Source organism: Enterococcus sp. VV15, assembly GCF_005236045.1.
GTDB lineage: Bacteria > Bacillota > Bacilli > Lactobacillales > Enterococcaceae > Enterococcus_B > Enterococcus_B durans.
The window spans coordinates 86,529-112,701 of sequence record NZ_QPTY01000003.1; the positions used below are offsets into that span (position 1 = coordinate 86,529).

Below are 26,173 nucleotides of genomic sequence, written 5' to 3' on the forward strand. Positions count from 1 at the left end.
CTACTATTGAAAAAAATGATAAATCCGAAGTCGCAGCAGTTAAAGTGATTAGCTGCTGCGATTTTTTAAGGAAGTGTTTGAAATGAAAAAAAAACAGCGAGAAAAAAAAGCAACAATATATTTAAAATTGATGATGGCAGTGACCTTTTTTATCGGTGCAGCGGTCTTTACATATCCTTTTTTGGTAAATGCAATCAGTAATTATTGCGATCAGCAACGAATTGCAAGCTATCAACAACGAATCACAAAAGAAAAAGATGAGACACAAAAGAAAATACTAGAAGAGTATCAAGCTAAAAACCAAGAACTTGCGGAAGAATGGCGTTTTTTAGGCATGGGTAAAGTCAAAGATCCGTTTAAACAAGTGGTGAAAAATGAAAAAGAATCTCAAAAAAATCTCTACAAGGAGCATTTGATCGGAGCGATTTATATTCCTAAAATCAAGGTGAGTTTGCCTTTATTTGATGAAACGAACGACCAATTATTGGAAAAAGGTGCCACTGTATTACAGGGGAGTTCATTTCCAATTGGCGGAAATGAAACGCATTCGGTTATTACCGCCCATAGTGGAATGGGTAAAAAGAAGCTGTTTACTGATTTAAATAGATTAGCGAAAGAGGACGTTTTCTATTTAGACGTGATGGGGGAAAAATTAGCGTATAAAGTCGTTGAAAAAAACGTTGTGTTACCTACAAACGTGGAAAAATTATCGATCAAAAAAAATCAAGATTTGATCACACTAGTTACCTGTACACCTTATGCGGTCAACACCCATCGCTTACTTGTCACTGCGAAAAGAACGCAGATGGATGGATCTGACAATGAACGAATCAAAAAAACAAAAAACTATCAATTTTGGCTAGCCGTCTTGCTTTCGGCTGGAGCATTATTATTTTTACTACTTTTCAGCTATTTTATTTTTAGGAAAATCAAGAAATTAAAAAAATCTAAAAATGAATAGGAGAAAGTAAAATCGGTCTGAAGCCTCTTGTTTTATTCTTGAACAATCAGGAAAATAGAAAAAGAAACTTGCTTGTCGTATCACGTCTTCTTTGATATGGTAAAAATAAGCAAAAAGTAGGGGGGCTACATCATGGCGAAAATTATGGTGGTAGAGGATGAAGAAATCATTCGGCAGTTGATCATGGAAGAGTTGGAAAAATGGCAATTCGAAACATATGGTACAACAGATTTCAATCAAGTATTTACAGATTTTGAACAGGAAGAACCACAACTAGTGTTATTAGATATCAATTTACCTGTATTTGATGGCTACTATTGGTGTCAGAAAATCCGGGAAGTTTCAAAAGTACCTATCATTTTTATCTCAAGCAGAAATACAAATATGGATATGATCATGGCAATGAATATGGGGGCAGATGATTTTGTGACCAAGCCATTTCAAATCGATGTATTAATTGCTAAAATCAATGCACTACTTCGCCGTTCTTATAATTATGCTGAACTGTCTAGTGAAATGATGAGCCACAATGGGATCACACTGAATGTTGATAACGGAAGCATGGAAATCAATGGAGAAATCATCGATTTGAGTAAAAATGAATATCGCTTGCTATTTATTCTCATGAAACAACATGGAAAGATCCTAAGCCGAGAAAAACTGTTACGAGCATTGTGGGATGACGAACGATTCGTTGATGACAACACATTGACGGTGAACATCAATCGGTTGCGTAGAAAAATCGAACAAGCGGGTATCAATGGATATATCGAAACAAAAGTCGGCCAGGGGTATATCGTTCCCTGAAAGGATGAGCAGTAGAAGATGAAATTTTTAAGTTATTTAAAAGATCAATGGTCTATGATCTTAGGCTGGCTTTTTTTTGTTGGACTGACGATCTTCGTCATGTGGTTGGCACCGAACATTATGATCGACTGGGGAACTGTGGGATATCTTGCCTTGATCCAAGGAGTCTTTTTGATTTTTTATTTATTTGTCAATTATTTGAGTAAACGCCGTTGGTGGGGGAAATTAGCTAATTTACAGCAGACATCCCCATTACAAAATTACTTGAGTGGTAGCCATACGCAAGAAGAAAAATTGGTGGAAGAATACATCAATCAACTGATCCGTGAACACCAAACAGTCATGCAAGAAGCGATCACTAATCAACAAGATCAAAAGGATTATATTGATTCATGGGTCCATGAAATCAAGGTCCCCTTGGCAGCCTCTGAATTATTAGTACGCTCGATCGAATTTGATATCGACGATCAAAAATATACACTTTTAGAAAATGAATTGGCAAAAATCAATGAATATGTAGAGCAGGTGTTGTACTACGCTCGATTAGATAGTTTTTCAAAGGACTATTTGATCCAAGAGTACGAATTGAAGAGCATTATCCAACCAGTGATGCGCAGCCAAGCCAATTATTTTATCCAAAAAAACTTGCGCTATGAAATCGTGGGCGAAGATCAGCGAGTATTGACTGATGCGAAATGGGTGACTTTTATTTTCAAACAAATTCTTAGTAATGCAATCAAATACACTCCTGACAACAAAGAAATCATTATTTCAATTGAAAAAGGCAAAAGTGGCGTGTCTTTAGCCATCAAAGACACGGGAATAGGGATTCCCAAAGAAGATTTAGCTCGTATCTTTGATAAAGGATTCACTGGCGCAAACGGACGTCTGAGCAAAACTCATTCCACTGGGCTGGGTCTTTATTTAGCTAAATCCCTCGCTGAAAAAATCGGTATTGAACTAATCGCTGAATCAACAGAAGGAGAAGGGACGACAATGACCCTATTTTTCCCAATTTTAAATTTCTATAATGAGAAACGTTAGAAAACAGTTAGAATCGAAAAAAACTTCTTGTGTTGTGAACGTTTTCGCTGATAAGTTTCTTATCATGTGAAATAAAAGGAGACTAGTTATGGAAATTTTAATAGCATTAATCCCTATGTTAGCATGGGGTAGTATCGGTTTAGTAAGTGGAAAAATTGGTGGCGATGCCAATCAGCAAACATTAGGAATGACGATTGGCGCATTCATTTTTTCATTAGTTGTCTTTTTCATTGTTAGTCCTACGATCACACCTTGGATTTTCTTGATCGGCTTTTTATCTGGTCTTGCTTGGAGTGTTGGACAAAACGGTCAATTCCATGGGATGAAATTTATGGGCGTCTCTGTTGGATTACCACTTTCTACTGGTTTTCAATTGATTTTGAATACGATTGCGGGTGCTGTCTTCTTCCATGAGTGGACACAAACGAAAGATTATGTATACGGTATTATTGCTTTAGCTCTTCTTGTAAGCGGTGCTTATTTAACCGCGCGCCAAGATGATGAAGGAAAAGTAGATACAGACAATAAAATGCTTGATTTTGGTAAAGGCTTTAGAGCATTGATCTATTCTACGATTGGTTACGGTGTGTATACGATCATTGTCAACTGGGCTAATTTGGATGCGATGTCAATCATCCTTCCTCAAAGTATCGGTATGATTTTAGGTGCAAGTTTCTTTGCTTTCCGTAAAGTAAAAGTCGATCAATTTGTTTGGAAAAACATGATCTGTGGATTGCTGTGGGGAATTGGGAACGTGTGTATGCTTATAACAGTGAAATCTCTTGGTTTAGCTGTAGGTTTCTCACTTTCTCAAATGGGGATCATCATCTCTACTCTAGGTGGTATTTTCATTTTAGGAGAAAAGAAAACGAAAAAAGAACTTGTTTATGTTATTGTTGGTTGCCTTTTAGTCATTTTAGGTGGTATCCTTTTAGGGTATATGAAAACGGCTTAATTGCTGTTTTCCAACCTAAAATGGGGAGGAACTTCAATGGATTTGTTTCGTAAGAAGGAAATCAATATCAATCAGACGAGTGGGATGAAGAAAGAACTTAAAACGACGGATTTGATCATGTTAGGTATCGGTGCAATCATCGGTACGGGAATATTTGTAGTGACAGGGGTTGCGGCTAATCAAAATGCGGGTCCAGCACTGTCACTTTCATTTGTCTTGGCTGCAATCGTTGTCATTTTATCAGGAATGAGTTTTGCTGAATTTGCCTCAAGAGTCCCAGTGATCGGTGGACCATATGCCTATTTATATGTGGTATTTGGTGAATTTGCTGCCTGGCTAACAGGCTGGCTATTGATTGGTGAATTTTTATTAGCTGTCTCATCCGTTGCTTCAGGATGGTCAGGCTATGTCCAAGGCTTTTTACAGAGTTTAGGGGTCGGCTTGCCACATGCATTGACTGGGGGCTACAATTCTGAGAATGGAACTTATATTGATTTGATTGCAGTGCTTGTCGTGATTTTTGTCACGTATATCGTTTCTTTAGAAGCGAAAAAAGCATTACGATTGAACAACCTGATGGTATTCGTGAAATTCGGCATCATCGCGTTATTCATCGTTGTTGGTATTTTCTTCGTTAAACCTGAAAATTGGCAGCCTTTTACACCTTTTGGCTTTTCTGGTGTCTTAGATGGAGCTGCTTTAGTCTTTTTTGCCTTTTTAGGATTTGATTCTGTGGCGATGGCAGCGGAGGAAGTGAAGAATCCGCAAAAGGATGTACCTAGAGGCATTATTGGGTCGATCTTGATTGCTACGGCACTCTATATTATCGTGACGTTAATCTTGACTGGGATCGTACCTTACACAGAATTAGGTGTAACAGACCCAGTGGCATTTGCGATGCGCTATGTTGGTCATGGAACGATTGGTGCAATCATCGCGGTGGGCGCTATCTTGACCTTACTCACCGTAACGATTTCGATGATGTATTCTTTGGCTCGCTTATTATTTGCTGTAAGTAAAGATGGACTATTACCTAAATTTATGACAGAAATTGATGAGAAGCATCGAACGCCTAGAAAAGCGACGTATGTAGCAGGGGGAGCAGCATTATTCTTTGCGGGCTTCTTCCCTTTGAACATCTTAGCTGAATTAACGAACATCATGGCACTGACATATTTGATGCTAGTCAGCTTAGGACTTTTGAAATTAAGAAAAATGTTTGGAAAACCCAAAGCAGGTGAGTTCAAAGTACCTTTTGTTCCTATCCTGCCACTCATTTCAATTCTCACATGTTTCGTTTTGATGCTGCGGTTACAACCTATAACTTGGCTTGTTTTTGGCATCGTCATGGTGCTTGGCTTGATCATTTATTTTGGTTACGGGTATAAACACAGTAAGATGAATGAATAAAAGAGATGTCTTGCTAGATGCTGATTCGAAAAAAAGACGGACTTTACAAAATCCTAGTGTAGCTTTATCTTGACTTGCTATTCGAAAAAGCTATTTCTCACCAACTATACGAAAAAAGAAGGGGAACGACAAGTTTTTTGTCATTCTCCTTCTTTTTTCGTATAGATTGAATTTTCTTCTTCAAAGGAAGAAGAGAAAATTTATTGTGTCAAATCCAATAATTTTTGTTTCAAGTCATCTTCCATGTTGCCTAATTCAACTTCTGCATGACGACGTTTTTCTTTTCCTTCTTGTTGAATACGTAGGGTTTCTTGGATTGTTTCAATCAAATCATTTTGAGTGGTTTGCAATGTTTCGATATCAACGATCCCACGTTCGTTTTCTTTTGCAGTTTCAATAGCAGAAATTTTAAGCATTTCTGAGTTTTTCTTCAATAAGTCGTTTGTTGTTTCTGACACTTGTCTTTGTGCAGTCACCGCATCTTTTTGTCGAAGAAGCGTTAAGGCAATGACCACTTGGTTTTTCCATAGAGGAATCGCTGTAGCAATCGATGCTTGGATTTTTTCTGCCAATGCTTGGTTCGTGTTCTGGATCAAACGGATTTGTGGTGCTTGTTGGATCGTGATCTGTCTTGCTAAACGTAGGTCGTGTGTTCGTTTGTCTAAACGATCTAGAAACTGCGTATAGTCATTTGCAATCTGTACATCCATTTGATCTCCTGTTTCTTCCGCTTTTTTCATTGCTTCAGGAATGATCGTTGTTTGAAGTTCTTCCATCTTTAATTCACCGGCAGCAATATAAATATTGAGTGCATCGAAATAATCTTTATTTTTTTGGTAAAGTTGCTCTAACATCAAGTTGTCTTTTAATAAGCCATCTTTTTCTTTATCTAATTTAATAGAGATCTTGTCGATTTGTGCACCGATTTTTTGATATTTTGCAGTGACTTCATAAATGGATTGTTTGACTTTTCCGAAGACACGCTGAAAAATATTGCCTTCGCCTGCATGTAGTTCATCTGGATTTGCTTCTTGAAGACGGTACATCAATTCCGTTAAAGAATCACCAACCGGACCAATATCTTGTGCTTGGACATGGTTCAGCATCGATTGCGAGAATTCACTCAATTTTGTTTGGGCGGCAGAACCATAACTAATGACTGACTGCGCATCATTTGCATCGATTTTTGCTGCTAATTCTTTGGCTTGTTCTTGTCTTTCAGCAGGTAATTTATCAATTAGTCGTGTCGCTGTTTGCTGTTCTTGAAGCGCATTGATTTCGTTCTGTTGCGTTTGGGTCAATTTATCTGTCGGAGTAGAAAACGGATTGTTCAATAAGTCTTCTAACGTATCATTGACAGGGGTAATATCTTTCGGTTCGCTTGGATGATTGTTTACCATTAAAACTCCTCCTTGTGGTTCGTTGAAACTACTTTCTTTCATCATATAAATAAAGTGATAGGAATGCAATCGCGTGATAGTGGATCAAACATCCTATTTTGGATTTAAGTGACATATTTTTGCGCATAACGGGCGAATCGGATATAGAATAAATAAGAGAAGTTAAGACAACGAGTGTCCTAACTTTCTGATTAAGGGGCTAAAGAGTAACTTACTGCCTCTATTGATTCGATTCTCGTTCTAGTTCATTATCTCGTTTTAAGCTTTGTTTGGTAATTGATAGCTCTACATCTAGATCATCTAGATCATCGGATACGAATTTTTGATAATCTTGCGAGATCAGGCTAGCTAATTGATCGATGATCACTGCACTTTCTTCTAGTTTTGCATAAGTCTGTTTGTTTTTGATCTCATGATCATTGATCTCGATATATTTATTGGTCAAATCAATTAGATTTGGCAAGTGTGTATAAAGAAACTGACTTGCTTCATGCAAACGATGGGGCTCTTTCACTAATTCTTTAAAGAGTGCCTTGGCTGCTTTGACCGTATCGTGTCGAAGATCGATTGATTTAAGTTTTGCTGTTTGCTGCATATTTTGTTGTAGTTGGCTGATCTCTGTCTTTGTCTGATTCATTGTTTGTCTGAAAAAAGTGATTTCGCTTGGGGTCATCCCGCTTTCTTCGTAATGTGCTTCTAATTCTTTTGAAAGATCAGGTATTTCTGCCGGTCTTTTTTTCTTTTTGCTAGAACCGAATAGTCCCCAAATGATAAAAACTGTTCCTACTATCAGCAGTAGTGTGATCAAAGAATAACCGTTCACACGGATATAAAAAAAAGCTATTAGTAAAGCTACTATCCATCGCCAATTTCGTTTTAACATATTAAGCCCTCCATCTTTTCTTACATTCATGAGTAACTGAATTCCTCTTATCATCTACATCCTTATTTTAGCACAATAGCTGTCATAAATAGTATCGGACTAAAGAAGGATTTTAAAGATTTAGAGAATTTCTAAGCTTTGCTATGGTAAACTAAATAGGACGATTCAAGAAAAATTGAAAAAATAAACGAAAGCAGTTATCATTACAAAAGAAAGCAGGGAAAGCGATGCTTAAATTTGAACAGTTTGAAGAAAAGACGATCAATCGTAAAGAAATCTATCATGGTGCTATCATCGACGTGGCATTGGATGATGTCAGATTACCAGACGGAAAAACGGCAAAGCGTGAATTGGTTTTTCACCCTGGAGGAGTGGGGATCATCGCTTTTGATACAGCTGACCGATTGCTCTTAGTAAAGCAATTCCGTAAACCATTAGAAAAAGTGATATTAGAAATTCCAGCAGGCAAAATAGATCCAGGTGAAGGACAGGAACCGGAGCGAACAGCTGCCAGAGAGCTCGAAGAAGAGACGGGCTATCGCCCTGGAAAACTGATGCATTTAACGTCTATGTATCTGTCACCGGGGTTTGCAAATGAACTGCTGCATATTTATCATGCAACTGATTTAGAGAAAATAGCACAGCCACTTGCGCAAGATGAAGATGAAGTTTTGGAATTATATGCTCTTACATTAGAAGAAGCAAAGCAAGCAATGGCAGATCAATTGATCTGTGATGCAAAAACGATTTATGCTGTTCAATATTGGGAATTATTGATGAAGGGAAGAGGGATCGGTTGATGGCCAAAGGACCGCTGATTACGAGAAGTGAACTACGTAGACGACAGCAGACGCAAGCCCAAGAATCACTAAAGAGGCAAAGGAAAGAAGAGGCCGCGTACCAAAAAGAAGAAAAAAAGATCGCTAGTTTTTATCGTAAAGAAAACAAAAAAAATAAACCCATAACAAAAACGCGTGTCAGTGAACGTGAAAAAACAAAAAAATGGAATTCATTTTTGATGAAATCCTTGATTATTGTTATTGTACTATTGTGTGCTGTATTTTTAGCAGTGGCATTTATTTAGAAAGAAGGAAATGAAATGAAAATCGGTATTATTGGCGCTATGGAAGAAGAAGTAAAAATCTTAAGAAAAAATTTAAGTGAACCATTATCTTGGGAACGAGCAGGAGCATTATTTATTTCAGGATCACTCGGAAGACATGAGGTAATCGTTGTTCGTTCAGGAATTGGGAAAGTATTGGCATCAGTGACAACAAGTTTATTGATCCAACAATATGGTGTAAATATGGTGATCAATACTGGTTCTGCTGGCGGAATCGGTGAAGGCTTAAGAGTTGGTGATATTGTTATATCTGATAAAGTAGCTTATTTTGATGCGGATGCAACTGGATTTGGCTACGAACCGGGACAATTACCAGGCATGCCGCTATATTATGAAGCAAGTACTTATTTGCGAACAGAGATGGCTAAAGCAGCCAAATCGGCGAATCTTAATGTTAAAGAAGGGTTGATCGTTACAGGGGATACTTTTGTCGACTCGCCAGATAAAGTAAAAGAAATTTTGACTAATTTCCCAGAGGCACTTGCTTGTGAAATGGAAGGGGCAGCGGTTGGACAAACAGCTCGCCAGTTCAATATCCCATTTTTAATCGTTCGAGCAATGAGTGATACAGCAGATCATTCAGCGACACAAAGCTTTGACGAATTTATCGAAGATGCCGGGAAACGTTCAGCTGAGATGGTTATTGAATTTGTCAAACATCTTGTATAAGGAGAGGCTAATATGAAAGCTTTGATTTCGATAGATTACACGTATGATTTTGTTGCAGATGATGGAAAGCTGACGACAGCTAAAGAGGGCCAAGCCATTGAAAACCAGCTGGTTGCACACACGAAAGACTTTATCGATAAGGGAGAGTTTGTCGTATTCGCAGTCGATGGACATGATAGTGCAGATCACTTTCATTCGGAAAATCAGTTGTTTCCACCACATAACCTTATAGGCACTAGTGGCCGAGATCTGTTCGGCAAATTGAAGGATCTGTATAATGAAAATAAGCAACGAGAAAATGTCTATTGGATAGATAAGCGACATTATTCTGCTTTTAGCGGAACAGATTTGGATATCCGTTTACGAGAAAGAAAAATCACTGACCTTTATTTGACTGGTGTCTGTACAGATATTTGTGTCTTGCATACAGCGGTGGATGCTTATAATTTAGGTTATCAATTATTCATTTATGAAGATGCTGTTGCAAGCTTTGATCCAATCGGACATGCGTGGGCATTGAAACATTTTGAGACTACTTTAGGGGCGAGAATCATCCGAAAATAGGTTCTTCCACGCTATATTCAATTGTCAGAGGAATGAAAATAGTTAACGGATTTCATGAAATGGAAGAAATTAGTATCGAAGTGTGAAACTTGAATTATTTTTTTGACTTCTGATTTTCGTTGGTGTTCAAATCTAGAGGAAGAGGTCGAGACAAAAGTAAGAAACACTTTTGTCTCATCCTTTAAAAACGAATAAACGGTGGGAGCAGAAGCAACTCCTTCTTAAATAAGCCGAAATTCACAAAAATTTGAAAAGCAATTTTCGTTAATTTCTTCTTATTTCTCGGAGTTAAACCCTTCTGTCCCAGCCTCCTCGTTCTCTTTTTGGTCAAGGCATGTTGTTCACAATTTTACCAAATATGCACGCGTTTTTCTGATTTTTTATACATTTCATCTTGTTCAGTAATTGCAAAAGTTTCATAGAATTCATCAATGTTTTGTAGTTGAACATTGGCTCTTAGTTTAGCTGGCGCATGAACATCGATTTGCAAAAGCAACTGTTGGTATTCTTTTTTTGCTTTTGTACGCCAAATCGTTGCCCAGCTGACAAAAAATTCTTCAAATGAAAAATCTTTTTCAGATTGGGCTGCTTCCAAAGCACAGCTTAAACCACCAGCATCAGCGATATTTTCTGAAACGGTCAACTTGCCATTCACAGTACTATCTGCAAGGGATAAGCCGTCAAATTCGTCAATCATCGCTTGGGCTTTATTTTGGAATTGTTCCAGATCTTCTTCTGTCCACCAGTTATTCAAATTACCAAACTCATCGAACTTGGCGCCGTTGTTATCAAAAGCGTGTGAAATTTCATGGGCGATCACTGCGCCGATCCCACCAAAGTTTGCGGAACTTGATTGTTTTAAGCTATAAAAAGGTGCTTGTAAGATAGCCGCAGGGAAAACAATGACGTTTCTAAATGGGTGATAGTAAGCATTCACAGTATCTGCGCTCATTTCCCATTCTGAACGATCAACAGGTTGATTCCATTTGCTAAAACGATCTTTAGCTTCGATTTTACTAAAAGCTAAGGCATTGGAGAGTAGTGTGCCGCCGTCTTCTGCAGTGACTGTTTTATATGCATCGAAACGAGCTGGAATGCTCTCAGGATAACCAACTTGGACCCCTAATTTGTCTAGTTTGATTATAGCTTTTTCTTTGGTTGCTTGACTAAGCCAGCTATTTTCTTCCAGACGTTTTTTATACACACGAATCATTTTTTTGATCATATTCTCTACGTCTTTTTTAGCAATCTCACCAAAATATTTTTTCCCATAATAGTCACCAACGACTTGGTCGAATTGTCCAGAAGCCAAATAGTACGCAGCTTTCTTTGGTGCCATTGCTTCTTCGGTACCTGAAAGTGTACGAGAAAAAATGTCGCTGACTTGTCTGAATTCTTCTGATAAATAGCTGCTTAAAGAGCGAACCGTTCGCACGATCATCCAACTTTTGATCAGTGGAAAATGTTCAGTCGTTAATAGTTCAGCTAAATGGTCAAAATATCCTGGATCAGTCACGATGACTTTATCTGGTGTTGTTCCAAGTAAACCAACAGATAGTTTTTCTAAATCGATCGTAGCCGTATGACCGATAAATTCTTCAAATGATTGAGGATTGTACATTTTACTGTAGTCTGCATTTTCTTCCGCACTTTTTACATGAGGAGCAATCAGTTTATCGAATTGAATGGCTTGTTCTACGATTGCTTCAGCTTGACCTTTATCTTTTCCAGAAAGCTCCAATAATTGGACCATCATATCAAAGAACACGTTTAATAGTTCTGCACCATTTGGATGTTCTGGTGCGTAATATGTTTTATCAGGTAAGAATAAAGAAGGTGGATAAGCAAAAAAGGCATTTGTTTGTGCATTTTTCATATCCGCATCTACGTTAAGTGAAAATGGGAGGGGTAAACTATCAAGTACCCATTCTGGAAGTTGTTGGTTTAATGCATCAAATGAGTTGATTTTTTCAATCCGTTTAAGTAGTGGAAGTAATGGTTTTTCTGCTAATTGATTTCTTCTATCATAATCATTTGCAATTTGGTAAAAGCGAAGAAAATGAGCCATTTTTTCAGATGGAACGAATTCGGGGTGTGCGAGTAATTCGTCAATTTCATTCATTAATAGGTCATCGATCCCAACAACCAATTCTTGGAATCCGCCAGTAACGGGTTTATCCGCTGGTATTTTGGCATTTTTGAGCCATTCTTCATTTACTGCTTCATAAAAATCTTGTTTTAAAAGTTCTTTGTTCATTTACTCATCGCTCCTTTTTATTTAATGTTTTTATTATCGTATAAAATCACTGAATAAACAATGGAAAGGAATAGAAGTTTAGAAATAATGGGGATTTCTATGAAAAGAGAAGGCACTGTTCCCTAGTCAAACTGATTTGTTTTTGCCCCTATTTCCCTTATAATAAAAGAAATGGAGGTGATTGAGCTTGAAAAATAAAGTCGAACGATCTGCGTATCTTATAATAGATGGTGAAGCAAAGAGCATAGCGGCGACAGAAAAGTTGCTCACGGATCAGGGACAAGTGTATCTAGCCATGATTTTTCAGAATGAAAGCTATCTCATTGTTGATCAGACTGGAAAGCCAGTAGAATATTGCCCGACAGAAGATACGTACGCTGATGCTATTGGGCGTTCGACCATTTTTACTGCGATGGCAGAAAAGACAAGTTGTTTTTCTGAAGAAAATGATTTGCTAGAAAAAGCACTGGAATGGAATCGAAGAAAAAAAGGCAAAGCATATCTGCTCGATTGTTGGGTGGGGTTACCTGCAAAACGTTTCGCTTCTTATAAAAAATGGCGCACACCTTCGGGCTATCTTTGCGGAACTTATGCAGCAGCTGTTTTACTTGCTTATTATCAAGACTTTCGCGATGAGTTATCACTTCCTGAAGAGATTCGAAAAAAAGGATCACCGATAGATGAGCCCATCAGCAGTGAATTGAAAAAAAGGATCCAGCCTTTAGGATTACCGACCATTCCACTTCAAGTAAGTGGTGGGCTATCGAGATTCTTGAAAAAAACAGGCAATCCTTTTTCTGCTAGAAATACGATCATCGGTTCTTGGCAGCGGGCCACCAAAAGAATCCGTCAAGGAAAACCAGTGATGGTTGGGATTTTGAAAATACTTGGCAGTCCTTATGGCAATCATTGGGTGGCAGCATATGCGTATTATGAATCTGTCTCTGGTGAACGTTTTTATAAAGTCCACGATAATTGGGGAGATTATCAACGAATAATTCCTGCAAGTTGGGGGAATGGAACAGTTTCCCTTCCGTAATTATTTGCAGAAATTACCAGAAAATATTGGCAAAGTATGTTAAACTATCGAAGAATAGAGAAGTTTGGGGAGGACTACATGAGTAAAAAGTATCAGGATGACACGTTGAAAATCTTTAGTTTGAATGGGAATCGTCCATTAGCAGAAAAAATTGCGAAGGTCTTTGGGACAGAACTAGGAAAAAGTGTCGTAAAACAATTTAGTGATGGTGAAATTTCGATCAATATTGAAGAAAGTATCCGTGGCGATCATGTGTACATCGTACAGTCAACCAATGCGCCTGTAAATGATCACTATCTCGAATTATTGATCATGATCGATGCGATGAAACGTGCAAGCGCCAAAACGATCAATGTCGTACTACCTTATTATGGGTATGCAAGACAAGACCGCACAGCAAAACCACACGAACCAATCACAGCGAAATTGATTGCTAATCTAATTGAAGAAGCTGGTGCAACTCGTGTGCTGACTTTGGATCTACACACTGTCCAAGTACAAGGATTTTTCGATATCCCTGTTGATAATTTATTTACAATGCCTTTGTTTGCTCATTATTATCGTCAACTTGGTTTGACGGGAGATGATATTGTTGTTGTTTCACCAAAAAATAGTGGTGTCCAACGTGCTAGAAGCCTTTCTGAATATCTGAATAGTACACTGGCAATCGTAGACCACGCAGATGATGCTGATGTGAATAGCGGTTATGTGATCGGGAACGTACAAGGAAAAACGTGTATCATGGTAGATGATATCCTTAATACTGGTGCGACATTTGCCCGTGCAGCGAATGTATTGAAAGAAAATGGTGCGAAAGATGTTTATGCTTGTGCATCTCATGGATTATTATCTGTTCCTGCAAAACGAATCTTAGATGACGCGCCAATCAAAGATATTTGTATCACTGATTCTGTCTTCACAACTGAAGATCGTCATCCAGAAAACTTGACGATCGTTACATGCTCTGAATTGATGGGAGAAGCGGTAAAACGTATCCACGAAAATACACCAATGAGTCCATTGTTCCGTCTAGAAGAAAAAGAGTTTGATTAATCGTTAGCGATAGAACAAATAGAAATTCGCCCAACTAGCTTCTATTTAGTAAGCAGTTGAGCGAATTTATTTTTTATTTTTGGTAACTTTGATATTCTGTGCTAGAATGTGCCTAGTTATATCTGGAAGGGATGAAAAAAGTTGGAAAAAATTTATTTGGATCATGCGGCAACCACACCGATGCATCCACAAGTAATCACTGAAATGACTATGATCATGCAAGAAACATTCGGAAATCCGTCAAGTATCCATGGTTTTGGTCGCTTAGCGCACGAAAAATTAGAGACCGCTAGACAAATCATTGCAGATACTTTGCAGGTGAATGACCATGAAATCATTTTTAACAGCGGTGGAACAGAAGGAGATAATACGGCAATCCTAGAAACAGCTTTTTCAAGAAAAGCGAAAGGCAAGCACCTGATCACTACAGCCATCGAACATCCTGCAGTTTTGAATGCGATGAAGTATTTAGAAACAAAAGGATTTGAGGTTACATATTTACCTGTAGATGAAAAAGGAAATATTTCATTGGAAGACTTTGAACAAGCTTTAAGAGAAGATACGATCCTAGTTTCGATCATGTACGGTAATAATGAGATCGGAAACTTGATGCCAATCAAGGAGATAGGAGAAAGACTGCGCGAGCATCCTGCTTATTTCCATACCGATGCAGTCCAAGCTTATGGCAACCAAACGATCCATCCCAAAGATCTAGGTATTGATCTACTAAGCGTTTCAGCGCATAAAATCAATGGACCTAAAGGGGTCGGCTTTTTATATAAGAAAGACGGGGCCAATATTCCCGCAATGCTTCTAGGTGGTGAACAAGAAGAAAAACGCCGTGCTGGAACAGAAAATCTTGCAGGAATATGGGGAATGGCAAAAGCAGCGGAACTTCTAACGGTTGAAGAACGTGAAGCGAGAAGTGAAAAATACGCAGGATTCCAACAAATGATTTTAGAGGAATTAGAAAAACAAGGGATTGACGTTCAAGTAAACGGGGACCTAGAAAATAAATTGCCTCACGTGCTGAACCTTCGTTTGCCAGGGGTCGTAAATGATTTGCTGTTAATGAAATTAGACCTTAACGGTATCGCTATTTCCACTGGTTCAGCTTGTACAGCGGGGAATATCGAACCTTCCCATGTATTAGAAGCAATGTATGGAAAAGACACACCAATCTTGAAAGAATCGATTCGGATCAGCTTTGGTTATGGCAACACGAAAGAAGACATTCAAAAATTTATTCAGCAACTAGTCGGTGCTATTAAGTAAAGAGCGTGTTCGAATAAGTATCCAACTCTGAGAAATAAGAAGACAAGCACGAGAATCTACTGTTCGATTTCTGTGGTTGCCTTCTTATTTTTACAGGGGCTATTTCTAGTGCTTGCTATTGAAAGAAATCAAATGAACAAATGGCGAATGTTGTAGAAGTTCTCAATGACAACGGACTTGGATGTTTTTAACATTGCTCAATGATAAAAAACTACACGAAATGAAGGAAGAGCAAAGAACGTATGTGGGATATCTTGAATTCAAAACAAGGATGGCCCCAAGCAGTAAGAAGGACCATCCTCGTTCGTTTTAGTTATGGTTTTGATTCAGTGTGACTCAAACCAACACGCTTTTTTAATTTTCCACATTTCTCACATAATCATCAAAATACTTGATCAAATCATTTTTTATTTTCTGATAGTCTTCTTCACTGTAGATTTTGTCCTCAAGTTTTCCTTGAAAGAAAGGGATCTCCAAGTCTTCTCGTAGACGATCTAAAACTTCTTCTTTATCCATTTCGTTCCTCCATGATCAGTCAAAATAAACGCAGACACATTCTGGCGCATAAATATCTTTTTGGCGTACTGACAGTAAACCAGTAGCTGCATCACGGGAATAAAGAGTAAGGTTATCCGTGTTTTGGTTTGCACATACTAGATAGTTATTCTCTGGATTCAGTGCAAAATCTCTTGGAAAATCCCCTTCAGTTGAAATGATTTGAATGTTTTCTAAGGTGCACTCATCAGGCGAAACAGCAAACACCGCAATCGAATTATGCCCACGATTTGAAGCATAGACATAATTGCCATCTTTAGAGATACGGATCGCAGCGCCACCGTTTTCTCCTTGGAAATCTTCGGGTAAAGTACTGATTTTTTGTTTTTCAGTAAAGCTTCCGTGTGCTGCATCATATTGTAGTACGCGGACCGTACTATCTAATTCGCCAAATAAATAAGCAATCTTTTGATTTGTCGGATGAAAAACAAGATGACGTGGGCCAGTTCCGGGTTCTGCAACGAATTCAGCCACAGCAGTCAATTTTCCTTCTTTTGACACATCGTACGTATAGACACGATCTGTTCCCAGATCACAAACAACTAATCGATCATCAGGCGTCAAGTCTGTGTAGTGGACATGAGCATGCTCTTGATTTTTGTGCGGACCAGTTTCTTCTTGATGAAACACTGCATCTGTAGCTTCTAATCCACCATTCTCAAGAATACGGTAAACATTTACTTCACCTTTGTGGTAATTTGCGCCGTAAACAAGTTGTCTTGTTTCATCAACGGCTACATAGCACAAAGGAGCTCCTGATTCTGTTACCGCATTCAAAAACTGAAATTCATGATCGTATGCACCAGCTCCACCTAGTCCATCGATACTTGTGACAGTGTAAAGATTACCAGCCTTGCTTTTCGTCAAATAAGTAGGGCTATTTTCTTTCGTTGCTAATTCTATACCTGTCAATTCACCCTTTTCGTTATCCAGATTGATTGTATAAATTCCTTCACTGACACGTCTTGTATATGTCCCTAAAATGATTTTTTCCATCATTTTATCCCTCCTGAAATTTTATGAAATAGGTTTCTTTTTTTATTTTAGCACATAACTATTCATGGCGGTTAAACAAAGAGAATATGTTATACTTGTTTTGTACGCAAAGAAATCTTTTGTAGTGAGGGAGAGAATGTTATGATTCATGCAACGATAAAAGAAATTGGCGCCAAAGCAGTGAGCGATCAAGAACCAATCTTGATTCTATTCGATCAAACAGCGACATCTGCCTTGCGAAATTACTCAATTATTCAAGAAATCAGTTCAAAAGAAGCCTTTCAATTGAAGAAAGGTGGAATGATCTCTTTTGATCAGCAAGAATATACAATCGATTATGTGGGAACGATGGCGAATGAAAATTTGACTTCTGTTGGACACGTCACGTTGATTTTTGATAGTCATACGGAAGACAGTGGTATTGCAAATGGTATCTATTTATCACCACATCAACTTCCAGAACTCCATGTAGGTACAGAGATTAAATACAAGTAGGTGGAAAAATGGAAGAAAAAAATAAAAAATCAAGACCTATTTCTTGGTTCTGGCGTTGGTTCTTGAATAATCAGGTCGTGACGTCATTATTAGTGGTGCTTTTAGTGTTACTCATCGTTTTTCTATTTACGAAAGTATCCTATTTATTTGAACCAATCTGGCAGTTTTTAGCGATTGTTGGCTTGCCGATTATTTTAGCGGGTATTTTGTACTATTTGATGAATCCAGTGGTCGATTATTTAGAGAAACAACGAATACCGCGAATCTACAGTATCATTGGATTATTTGTTCTCGTTGTGGCTTTGATCGTTTGGGGATCAGTGGTTATCATTCCTAAAATCCAAGAGCAAACAGTCAGTTTTGTGGGGAATTTTCCTAAATATGTAGATACGATCGATAATAAATTGACGGAGATTTTAAGGGACCCACTATTTAATCAGTTTAGAGATCAATTGGAATCTGCGGGAGAAAAGTTCGTAAGCTCAGCTGGAGATATGTTACAAGATATCTCTAAAAGTACCGTTCAAAGTTTGGGTAGTTTTGTCGGGGCTGTAGCGACGGTTTTGGTTGCTGTGTTGACGATGCCATTTATTCTCTTCTATCTATTAAAGGACGGGAAACAACTTGCACCGTATTTTGTTAAATTCTTGCCAACTCGTATGCGGAAACCAACATTAAAAGTTTTAGCGGAAATGAATGACCAAGTGTCTTCTTATATCCGTGGACAATTAACTGTTGCGTTTGCTGTAGCAATCATGTTTATGATCGGTTTTGCGATTATTGGTCTGGATTATGCAGTTACTCTAGGGATAGTCGCAGGATTTTTAAACCTTATTCCTTATCTAGGATCATTCTTAGCAATGATTCCAGCAGTGTTTTTAGCAATCGTTGCAGGGCCAGTGATGTTAGTGAAAGTGCTGATCGTCTTTGCTTTGGAGCAAACAATCGAAGGGCGTTTGATTTCTCCGCTTGTTCTAGGAAATCAGTTAGCAATTCATCCTGTCACCATTTTACTAGTGTTGCTGACTTCTGGTAAATTATTTGGGATCATCGGTGTGATTTTAGGGATTCCAGTATATGCTGCTGCGAAAGTGATTATTTCACATGTCTTCGAATGGTACACTACTATTTCTAGTTTATATGAAGAAAAAAACAACGAGTTATAAAAAAGATTCAAAAATAGGCTGTAATGATCTTTAAAAGCTAGTTCACTAACTTTTTAGAGATCGGTTCAGAAATTCCTATTTTTGAATCTTTTTTCTTTTAAAAAATTTTTTTGATGATCGATTTAGAATGTTTTACCAAACTCTGTGGCTTTATCCAAAGCTGATTGCATCAATTCTTCTGCACGATCAGGAGTATAGTCGATACCTTCAATAAATAATTGGTCGACTTGATCGATACCGACAAAGTTCAAAATCCCTTTGACATATTGTGAAGCAAAGTCTTGACCATTGTAGACTCCGCCGTTTGATTGGATATGCAATGCTTTTTTACCAGAAACTAATCCTTCTGGACCATTTTCAGTGTAGCGGAATGTTTTACCAGCTACATTGACAGTATCGAACCAAGCTTTTAGTTTTGTAGGAATATTCAGATTCCATAAAGCATTGGCGATAACGATTTTATCTGAAGCAAGAAATTGATCCGTCAATTCATTGAAACGAGCAATTTTGTGTTGTTGGCTTTCGGATAAAGTAGAGAATTCAGCACCTGCACGAAGGGCTTCCCAACCTGAAAGCAATTCTTCATCGATTTCTGGGATATCATCACGGTAAAGTTCTAGGACGGTAACCTCATCGTCCGGATGATTTTCTTTGTAACTATCTAAAAAAGCAGATAATGCTTTAACTGAACGAGATTCTTGTGCAGTTAAAGGGTGACCTTTTACTACTAATACTGATGCCATAATATCTCTCCTTTTATAATTGTTGTTATGTGACTAACAAAATAAGTTTACTTGAAAGGGAAAAGGCTATCAAGCTTTTTTATAAAGGTTCCATTTTAAATAAAAAAAAAGTTGTTTTCATGAAAAAAATCATGCAAATCACTTGCAAAACAATTACCTGGTGTTATAATGACATAGTGTCATATGACGGTGTGTCATTTTTGGAAGGGAGGAGGCTACTTATGCCTAAGCAGACTTTTTTTCATTTGCCTGAAGAAAAAAAGAAACGACTGTTAGAAGCAGCAAGAGTTGAGTTCTCAAGAGTCTCGTTAAAAGATGCTTCTATCGCTAATATTGTGAAGATAGCTGAAATTCCTCGCGGTAGTTTTTATCAATATTTTGAGGACAAAGAAGATCTTTATTTCTATTACTTTGAAACAGTGCGACGTGATAGTTCTAGAGACATGATCCAATTGATGAAAGAAGCCGATGGTGATTTGTTCAAGGGATTCGAATTATATTTTACAAAGATGATCCGCGATATCTTAGTGGGAGAAAATGCTGCTTTTTATCGAAATTTGTTCATGAATATGGATTATCGTGCTTCTCGTAAAGTGGTGCCCCACGCTAGAGGAGATCAGCATCACCCCCATGAAGAGCATAAACAAGATGCGAAAGAATTGGTTGAGTTGATTGATCGCACTACACTAAAAATCAAAAATGACCATGAGATGGAATTACTGATCCAAGTAGTGATGAGTACATTTTTTACGACAATCGCTCATTCTTATAAAACATTCTCAAAATCCAAAGATTACTCTGTTGATCAAGCAATCGAAGAATTCAAATTGAAATTGTCTTGGTTGAAAAATGGAGTATATAAATAGAAAGAAGGGTACTACATGCTAAAAATTTTTAAACGGATATCATTGACTTCGGCAATTGCTGCTACGATATTTATGGTTATCCAAGTCTTCGCAGATCTTTACTTGCCGACACTGACCTCTAATATTATTGATAAAGGGGTAGCAAAAGGAGATGTCGATTATATCTGGCAGACTGGTTTTGTCATGATCGGCTTTTCTTTGATCAGTATTTTTGCAGCAATTGCAAATACCTATTTTGCAACACGAGAATCACAGAAATTAGGAAAACAGTTACGTACAGATGTTTATAAAAAATCAGAAAGCTTGACCAAAGACGCCTTTGATAAATATGGAACAGCTTCTTTGATTACACGAACAACCAATGATGTGACCCAGATCCAAATGGTTACGCAAATGTTTCTAAGAATGATGATCAATGCCCCGATTACATTGGTGGGTGCAAGTTTCTTAGCTTATCAAAAAGATCATGAATTAACGAAAATTTTCTTAGTAGTTATCCCTGTCATGATAGTCTTGATTGGTGGGATCATGTATTTTGCTGTTCCTTTGTTCAAGAGTATGCAGAAAAAAACAGACCGCTTGAACTTGGTATTTCGTGAAGGATTAACAGGCGTACGTGTTATTCGGGCCTTTGATAAAACACGATTTGAAGAAAATCGTTTTGATTTAGCGAATAAAGATTATACGAATACAGCGATTAAAGTAAACACGATCGTTGCATTGATGATGCCGATGATGACATTGATCATGAGTGGAACAAATGTAGCAATTACCTGGTTTGGTGGTCACTACATAGCAGATATGACTTTAGAAGTAGGGAACCTAATTGCATTCATGACATATGCGATGCAGATTTTGATTAGCTTCATGATGCTGTCAGCCATTTTTATCATGGTACCTAGAGCACAAGCATCTGCTGATCGTATCAATGAAGTACTAGATGAAGAAATAGGAATCAATGACCCTAAAGATCCTAAAAAATTGGCTCTTGCAGGAAAAAATGCCACACTTGCCTTTGAGCATGTCAATTATCGCTATCATGGGGCGGAGAAATTAGCTTTAGAAGATATTGATTTTTCTGCCAAATCTGGGGAGATCGTTGCAATCATCGGAGGTACTGGTTCAGGGAAAACGACTTTAGTCAATCTTATCCCACGCTTGTATGATATTGAATCTGGTGCCATCAAGATCAATGGAACAAGTATCAGTGAAGTGACGCAATATGATTTGAGAGAATTGATGGGCTTTGTTCCACAAAAAGCGATGCTCTTTTCTGGAACGATCAGAGAAAATATGCAATATGGTAAAGCAGATGCAACTGATGAAATGATTTGGAAAGCATTAGAAATTGCTCAAGCGAAAGAATTTGTCTCAGAATTAGAAGATGGGTTAGACAGCCATGTAGAACAAGGCGGCGGGAACTTCTCTGGTGGTCAAAGACAACGACTGGCTATTGCACGGGCTTTAGTCAAACCAGCAGATGTCTATGTCTTCGATGATTCATTTTCAGCTTTAGACTTTAAAACAGATGCAAATCTTCGCCAAGCATTGAAACAAAATATGACACAAAGCATTACGGTATTAGTTGCTCAACGTGTAAGTACTGTTATGGACGCTGATACGATCTTAGTATTAGATGAAGGGAAATTAGTCGGTAAAGGAACACATGATGAATTACTTAAAACAAATGAAACGTATCAAGAGATCGTTCATTCGCAATTGAGAGAGGAGGATCTACATGAGTAAAGAAAATACGAAACCTTCTCATGGACCAATGGGTGGCGGACATGGTCCTGGACGCAACATTGGCGTTAAAGGAGAAAAACCTAAGAATTTTTGGGGAACAGTTAAACGATTATTTGGGTATATGTCCAAACGTTTAGTTGCAATCATTGCCGTTTTTGTGTTGGCGATTGCAGCTGTAATCTTCCAAATCCAAACGCCTAAAGTATTAGGGAAAGCGACAACGGAAATATTCAATGGTGTCATGGCAGGTGCTAAACAGATACAAGCAGGCCAACAGATATCAAAATTTCCGATTGATTTTGACAAAATTGCACAAATCATTGCGACAGTTATGGTAATGTATTTGATTTCTGCGGTATTCAACTTTTTACAACAATTTATCATGACTAGAGTTTCACAACGAACAGTGTATGAATTACGACATGATCTAGAAGCAAAAATGAACCGAGTACCTATTTCTTACTATGATACACATACAAATGGGGACATCATGTCTAGAGCTATCAATGACATGGATAACATTGCAAGTACGCTTCAACAAAACTTGACGCAATTTGTAACGAGTGCTGTCGCATTGATCGGGGTTATCGTCATGATGCTTTCTATCAGTTGGCAGTTAACGTTGGTCGCATTATTGATGATTCCTTTAAGTTTGATCATCGTCATGATCATTGCGCCAAAATCACAAATATTCTTTGCTGATCAACAAAAGAGTCTAGGACTTTTAAATAATCAGGTAGAAGAAACGTATAGTGGACATACGATCGTTAAAACATTTAACCATACAGCAAAAGACCAAGAAGTTTTTGAAGAAGAAAATCAAAAACTATACGCGGCAGGCTGGAAAGCTCAGTTCATTTCAGCAATCATCATGCCTTTGATGAACTTTGTTAAAAACTTGGGGTATGTATTTGTTGCTGTTCTTGGGGGTGTCAAAGTTGCGAATGGGAATATGTCCCTTGGTGATGTTCAAGCCTTCTTGCAATATACGACACAATTTTCACAACCAATCACACAGCTAGCAAGTTTGATGAACACGATCCAATCCACAGTTGCTTCTGCAGAACGTGTTTTTGAAGTCTTAGACGAAGCAGAGATGACAGAGGAAAAATCAGGATTGCCAGTAGAAAAAGATACACCTTACAAAGTACGTTTTGAAAATGTTCAATTTGGCTATTCTCCAGATAGTTTATTGATGACTGATTTCAGTTTAGATGTAAAACCGGGAGAAATGGTTGCTATAGTAGGACCTACAGGGGCAGGGAAAACAACCTTGATCAACCTGTTAGAACGATTTTATGATGTTTCGGGCGGAAGCATTCGTTACGATGGTGTTGACACGAGAGATCTTTCACGAGATGTTTTACGTGCACAGTTCTCCATGGTACTTCAAGATACTTGGTTATTCACAGGGACAATCTATGACAATATCAAGTATGGGAACGAAGATGCAACGGATGAGCAAGTAATCGAAGCAGCTAAGGCAGCCCACGTCGATGACTTTGTTCGCAAGTTACCTGAAGGCTATAATACAGTATTAAATGAAGATGCCAGCAACATTTCTCAAGGTCAAAGACAATTGATTACGATTGCACGAGCATTCCTTGCTAATCCAGATGTCTTGATCCTGGATGAAGCTACCTCTAGTGTAGATACACGAACTGAGATATTGATTCAAAAAGCGATGAATCGTTTATTAGAAAACCGAACAAGTTTTGTGGTAGCTCACCGTCTGTCAACGATTCGTGATGCAGATAACATTATCGTTATGAATCACGGTTCGATCGTTGAAACAGGTAATCACGATGCTTTGATGGAAAAAGATGGATTTTATGCTGATTTGTATAACAGTCAATTTTCAGAGGAAGAAGCCTCATAAAATGAAAATTAACGCACGAGACATAGATTGTTTCGTGCGTTTTATTGTTTATAACTATCGTTTTTTCACTATTTTATTAAAATTATATGAAAAAGTGAGAATTCTCACATTTTTTTATAAAAAGCTATTTATCGCTTGAAAGAAATGGGAACCATCGTTAAAATAAAGCTTGACGTAGAGGGGAGCAAGAATAATGAAAGATTTTAAATTGGGGTCTGCTACCTATTTGAAAAGCGTGGCAATCCGGGTGAAAGACCGAGATAAAATGATTGATTTTTATAAGAATACAATTGGCTTTGATTTGAAACGGGAAGAAAACGAACTAGCTATTCTAGGAACGGAAGAGCGTGACAGTGAAATGCTATTGCTTGAAGAAAGCCCCAGAGCAGATGATCACTTCGGGGAGATCAAAAAGCTCAACCGCTTCTCATTGATTATTCCAAGCGTAGAAGAAATGGCAGATATTCTATGCCGTATCCGCAAGGCGAATTACGTAATTGAAAAAGCATTAGAAGACCAAGGCCGTATGGGTATCTTATTAAAAGATCCAGAAGGTAATGAATTAGAGATCTATCACGAAGATGGAACAGTAGAGAAGTCTGCAGATCCAGAAAATTTGGATCAAGAATCGTTGTTGCGAAAATCTGAAGAAAAGTACGAAAAATTATCAGCAGGCTCTTATTTTGAAAAAATCCACTTAAATGTAATCGATAGTGCCAAAGAACGTAAGTTTCTTGAAAACTTACTTGGTTTAAAAGTCCATAACGAAAAAAACGAATGGTATGTTTTAAATGAAGGGGACTTCCATGTTGGTCTGACTGAAGAAACGAGTGAAGCAATCCAACTTCCGACCCACGAAGTGATTGGTTTAGACTTTTTGAAGTTTGTGATCAGCCAAGAGAATATGGAAGAACTTGTCCAACATTTAAAAGAATATTCAGTTGATTTCTTCTTAGATAAAAAGCATACAGTATTGACCATCTATGATGCTATAGGAATCGAATGGTGGTTTGTGACAGATTCTAAAGAAGAAAAAAAATAAATTAGCGTGTGAAAGTTGCTCCTAGCGTATTGACATGTGATACGTAGGAGTTTTTTATTTATATTTTTCATCCTTAGTTTTTAGCAGAAAAGTCTAAAATATTGGAAAAATCTTGTTTCTCCTGAAAGAAAGCTATATGCTTTGGGCATGGAATGAAAGAGTATCCTTCGAAAGAAAGGGAGAGGAACATGTATCCAGAAACAAAACAATTGATTTTAAAAAAATTAGAAGAAGGCTATTATCCTGGTGTCGTTGGCGCATTCATCCGAAAAGATGAAGTTGAACGTTTCTTTGCTGGAAACGCTCAGGTTGTCCCAGAGATCCAGCCTATGGAAGAAGACTTGCTTTTTGATGCAGCATCTTTGACAAAAGTGATTGCGACAACTAGTTTGGTCTTGCGCTTGTGGGAAGATGGAAAAATTGAGTTGGATCGTCCGCTTGCAGATTATTTACCAGCTTTTGACAATCAAACAATCACGATCCGTCACTTATTGACCCATACATCTGATATCCAAACGTGGATTCCTGATCGTGATCAACTTTCACAAGAAGAGTTGATTGCTGCTTACCTTAAACTTCAACCAGGAGATCAGTTAGGAAAGGCTGTGAAATACACTGATGCAGGCACGATCTTGTTAGGGTTCATGTTGGAAGAGATTTTCCAAGAACCAGCAACAGAATTGTTCCAAGAACAAGTGTTGGAACCATTAGGGATGATGAATAGCCTTTTTTTACCATATCCATCCAAACGAATCGTACCCACGCAACAATTGGCATCAGGAGAAGTCTTGCGGGGAATCACACACGATCCAAAAGCAAGAGTCTTAGCAGAACATGCAGGCAATGCAGGTTTATTTATCGATTTAGAAGATAGCATCAAATTTGTCAAAATGTATCTGGATAAAGGGAAAACTGCGAATGGTCAGTTTTTAGAAGAAAAAACCATCCAGGAGCTTTTGAAAGATCAAACACCACTTCAAAACGGGGATCGATCATTGGGATGGGATTTGAAAAGAGATGTGACCGATCATCATCCAATTCTCTTTCATACTGGTTATACGGGTACATTTTTATTGATTGACTTGATCGATCAAACTACGTTCATCTTTTTATCCAATCGTGTCCATCCAGAAGACCATCGTGAGGCGTATATTGAATGTCGCGATGAGATCGTTGAAAATTTTTTGAAAGAGAAAGCGTTATTAAACAAATAATGCTATAATAATCATGAAAATCGAGAGGAGT

At 37.9% G+C, this 26,173-nt stretch carries 25 protein-coding genes; 19 read left to right on the forward strand and 6 right to left on the reverse strand.

Annotation, left to right across the window (positions count from 1 at the left end):
• Window positions 1-82: 82 nt before the first annotated feature.
• From DVW83_RS02215 to DVW83_RS02235, 5 genes are all read left to right on the forward strand, one after another.
• Window positions 83-961 (forward strand): class C sortase, encoded by an 879-nt coding sequence (locus DVW83_RS02215; RefSeq protein ID WP_104661712.1) that lies wholly within the window; start codon window positions 83-85, stop codon window positions 959-961.
• A gap of 132 nt (window positions 962-1,093) precedes the next feature.
• On the forward strand, window positions 1,094-1,768 hold the full coding sequence (sapR, locus tag DVW83_RS02220) for a two-component system response regulator SapR (RefSeq protein ID WP_005879354.1): 675 nt from the start codon (window positions 1,094-1,096) through the stop codon (window positions 1,766-1,768).
• 18 nt (window positions 1,769-1,786) lie between these two features.
• Complete coding sequence (gene sapS, locus DVW83_RS02225) at window positions 1,787-2,812, forward strand: two-component system sensor histidine kinase SapS (protein WP_104661711.1); 1,026 nt, start codon at window positions 1,787-1,789, stop codon at window positions 2,810-2,812.
• Between the two features lie 88 nt (window positions 2,813-2,900).
• Window positions 2,901-3,767, forward strand: coding sequence for a GRP family sugar transporter (locus DVW83_RS02230; RefSeq protein WP_123863073.1), 867 nt, complete (start codon window positions 2,901-2,903; stop codon window positions 3,765-3,767).
• Window positions 3,768-3,803: 36 nt separating this feature from the next.
• Window positions 3,804-5,177 (forward strand): APC family permease, encoded by a 1,374-nt coding sequence (locus DVW83_RS02235; RefSeq protein ID WP_104661709.1) that lies wholly within the window; start codon window positions 3,804-3,806, stop codon window positions 5,175-5,177.
• Between the two features lie 200 nt (window positions 5,178-5,377).
• Here DVW83_RS02235 and DVW83_RS02240 read toward each other — a convergent pair whose 3' ends face one another.
• Together DVW83_RS02240 and DVW83_RS02245 are read right to left on the reverse strand one after the other, a co-directional pair.
• Window positions 5,378-6,577 (reverse strand): toxic anion resistance protein, encoded by a 1,200-nt coding sequence (locus DVW83_RS02240; protein WP_104661708.1) that lies wholly within the window; start codon window positions 6,575-6,577, stop codon window positions 5,378-5,380.
• A gap of 220 nt (window positions 6,578-6,797) precedes the next feature.
• Window positions 6,798-7,460 carry a 5-bromo-4-chloroindolyl phosphate hydrolysis family protein gene (locus tag DVW83_RS02245; protein ID WP_104661707.1) on the reverse strand — a complete coding sequence of 221 codons (663 nt, stop codon included), beginning with the start codon at window positions 7,458-7,460 and terminating at the stop codon, window positions 6,798-6,800.
• Window positions 7,461-7,687: 227 nt separating this feature from the next.
• Between DVW83_RS02245 and DVW83_RS02250 the strand changes: the two genes are divergently transcribed.
• Genes DVW83_RS02250 through DVW83_RS02265 form a run of 4 tightly spaced genes read left to right on the forward strand, consistent with a single transcriptional unit; the run spans window position 7,688 to window position 9,816 of the window.
• Window positions 7,688-8,260, forward strand: a complete 573-nt coding sequence (locus DVW83_RS02250; RefSeq protein WP_104661706.1) for an NUDIX hydrolase — start codon at window positions 7,688-7,690, stop codon at window positions 8,258-8,260.
• Window positions 8,260-8,544 carry a cell wall synthase accessory phosphoprotein MacP gene (gene macP / locus DVW83_RS02255; RefSeq protein WP_104661705.1) on the forward strand — a complete coding sequence of 95 codons (285 nt, stop codon included), beginning with the start codon at window positions 8,260-8,262 and terminating at the stop codon, window positions 8,542-8,544. The genes DVW83_RS02250 and macP overlap by 1 nt, the downstream gene beginning before the upstream one ends.
• Window positions 8,545-8,559: 15 nt before the next feature.
• Complete coding sequence (locus DVW83_RS02260) at window positions 8,560-9,252, forward strand: 5'-methylthioadenosine/adenosylhomocysteine nucleosidase (protein WP_104661704.1); 693 nt, start codon at window positions 8,560-8,562, stop codon at window positions 9,250-9,252.
• Window positions 9,253-9,264: 12 nt separating this feature from the next.
• Window positions 9,265-9,816 (forward strand): cysteine hydrolase family protein, encoded by a 552-nt coding sequence (locus DVW83_RS02265; protein WP_104661703.1) that lies wholly within the window; start codon window positions 9,265-9,267, stop codon window positions 9,814-9,816.
• Between the two features lie 349 nt (window positions 9,817-10,165).
• Here the strand turns inward: DVW83_RS02265 and DVW83_RS02270 are convergent, their stop codons facing one another.
• The gene (locus DVW83_RS02270; RefSeq protein WP_104661178.1) at window positions 10,166-12,073 is read right to left on the reverse strand and encodes a M13 family metallopeptidase; all 1,908 of its coding nucleotides are present in this window, start codon (window positions 12,071-12,073) and stop codon (window positions 10,166-10,168) included.
• A 187-nt stretch (window positions 12,074-12,260) separates the two neighbouring features.
• Between DVW83_RS02270 and DVW83_RS02275 the strand changes: the two genes are divergently transcribed.
• The 3 genes from DVW83_RS02275 to DVW83_RS02285 all read left to right on the forward strand — a co-directional run bounded on the left by DVW83_RS02275 (window position 12,261) and on the right by DVW83_RS02285 (window position 15,440).
• Entirely contained in the window at window positions 12,261-13,112 is an 852-nt protein-coding gene (locus DVW83_RS02275; RefSeq protein ID WP_104661179.1) for a dihydrolipoamide dehydrogenase, read from the forward strand.
• A gap of 78 nt (window positions 13,113-13,190) precedes the next feature.
• Window positions 13,191-14,165 (forward strand): ribose-phosphate diphosphokinase, encoded by a 975-nt coding sequence (locus DVW83_RS02280; RefSeq protein WP_104661180.1) that lies wholly within the window; start codon window positions 13,191-13,193, stop codon window positions 14,163-14,165.
• A gap of 141 nt (window positions 14,166-14,306) precedes the next feature.
• Window positions 14,307-15,440, forward strand: a complete 1,134-nt coding sequence (locus DVW83_RS02285) for a cysteine desulfurase family protein (RefSeq protein WP_104661181.1) — start codon at window positions 14,307-14,309, stop codon at window positions 15,438-15,440.
• Between the two features lie 354 nt (window positions 15,441-15,794).
• On the opposite strand, the gene DVW83_RS15170 is transcribed toward DVW83_RS02285, so the two are convergent.
• Both DVW83_RS15170 and DVW83_RS02290 read right to left on the reverse strand, forming a co-directional pair.
• Entirely contained in the window at window positions 15,795-15,956 is a 162-nt protein-coding gene (locus tag DVW83_RS15170; RefSeq protein ID WP_167592425.1) for a hypothetical protein, read from the reverse strand.
• 15 nt (window positions 15,957-15,971) lie between these two features.
• Window positions 15,972-16,994, reverse strand: a complete 1,023-nt coding sequence (locus tag DVW83_RS02290) for a lactonase family protein (RefSeq protein WP_137238952.1) — start codon at window positions 16,992-16,994, stop codon at window positions 15,972-15,974.
• A gap of 138 nt (window positions 16,995-17,132) precedes the next feature.
• On the opposite strand from DVW83_RS02290, the gene DVW83_RS02295 reads away from it, so the two are divergent.
• Window positions 17,133-17,486: a PTS glucitol/sorbitol transporter subunit IIA gene (locus DVW83_RS02295; RefSeq protein ID WP_104661183.1), complete on the forward strand. Its 354-nt coding sequence runs from the start codon at window positions 17,133-17,135 to the stop codon at window positions 17,484-17,486.
• Between the two features lie 8 nt (window positions 17,487-17,494).
• Window positions 17,495-18,652 carry an AI-2E family transporter gene (locus DVW83_RS02300; RefSeq protein WP_104661184.1) on the forward strand — a complete coding sequence of 386 codons (1,158 nt, stop codon included), beginning with the start codon at window positions 17,495-17,497 and terminating at the stop codon, window positions 18,650-18,652.
• A gap of 122 nt (window positions 18,653-18,774) precedes the next feature.
• Here the strand turns inward: DVW83_RS02300 and DVW83_RS02305 are convergent, their stop codons facing one another.
• The gene (locus tag DVW83_RS02305) at window positions 18,775-19,395 is read right to left on the reverse strand and encodes an NAD(P)H-dependent oxidoreductase (RefSeq protein WP_104661185.1); all 621 of its coding nucleotides are present in this window, start codon (window positions 19,393-19,395) and stop codon (window positions 18,775-18,777) included.
• A 221-nt stretch (window positions 19,396-19,616) separates the two neighbouring features.
• Between DVW83_RS02305 and DVW83_RS02310 the strand changes: the two genes are divergently transcribed.
• The 5 genes from DVW83_RS02310 (at window position 19,617) to DVW83_RS02330 (ending at window position 26,142) form a co-directional block, all read left to right on the forward strand.
• A complete protein-coding gene (locus tag DVW83_RS02310) occupies window positions 19,617-20,261 on the forward strand; it encodes a TetR/AcrR family transcriptional regulator (RefSeq protein WP_104661186.1) in 645 nt (214 codons plus the stop codon).
• 15 nt (window positions 20,262-20,276) lie between these two features.
• Complete coding sequence (locus DVW83_RS02315; RefSeq protein WP_104661187.1) at window positions 20,277-22,007, forward strand: ABC transporter ATP-binding protein; 1,731 nt, start codon at window positions 20,277-20,279, stop codon at window positions 22,005-22,007.
• A complete protein-coding gene (locus DVW83_RS02320; protein WP_137238954.1) occupies window positions 22,000-23,886 on the forward strand; it encodes an ABC transporter ATP-binding protein in 1,887 nt (628 codons plus the stop codon). The genes DVW83_RS02315 and DVW83_RS02320 overlap by 8 nt, the downstream gene beginning before the upstream one ends.
• A 193-nt stretch (window positions 23,887-24,079) precedes the next feature.
• Entirely contained in the window at window positions 24,080-24,928 is an 849-nt protein-coding gene (locus DVW83_RS02325; protein WP_104661189.1) for a VOC family protein, read from the forward strand.
• Window positions 24,929-25,116: 188 nt separating this feature from the next.
• Window positions 25,117-26,142 carry a serine hydrolase domain-containing protein gene (locus DVW83_RS02330; RefSeq protein ID WP_104661190.1) on the forward strand — a complete coding sequence of 342 codons (1,026 nt, stop codon included), beginning with the start codon at window positions 25,117-25,119 and terminating at the stop codon, window positions 26,140-26,142.
• Window positions 26,143-26,173 lie beyond the last annotated feature (31 nt).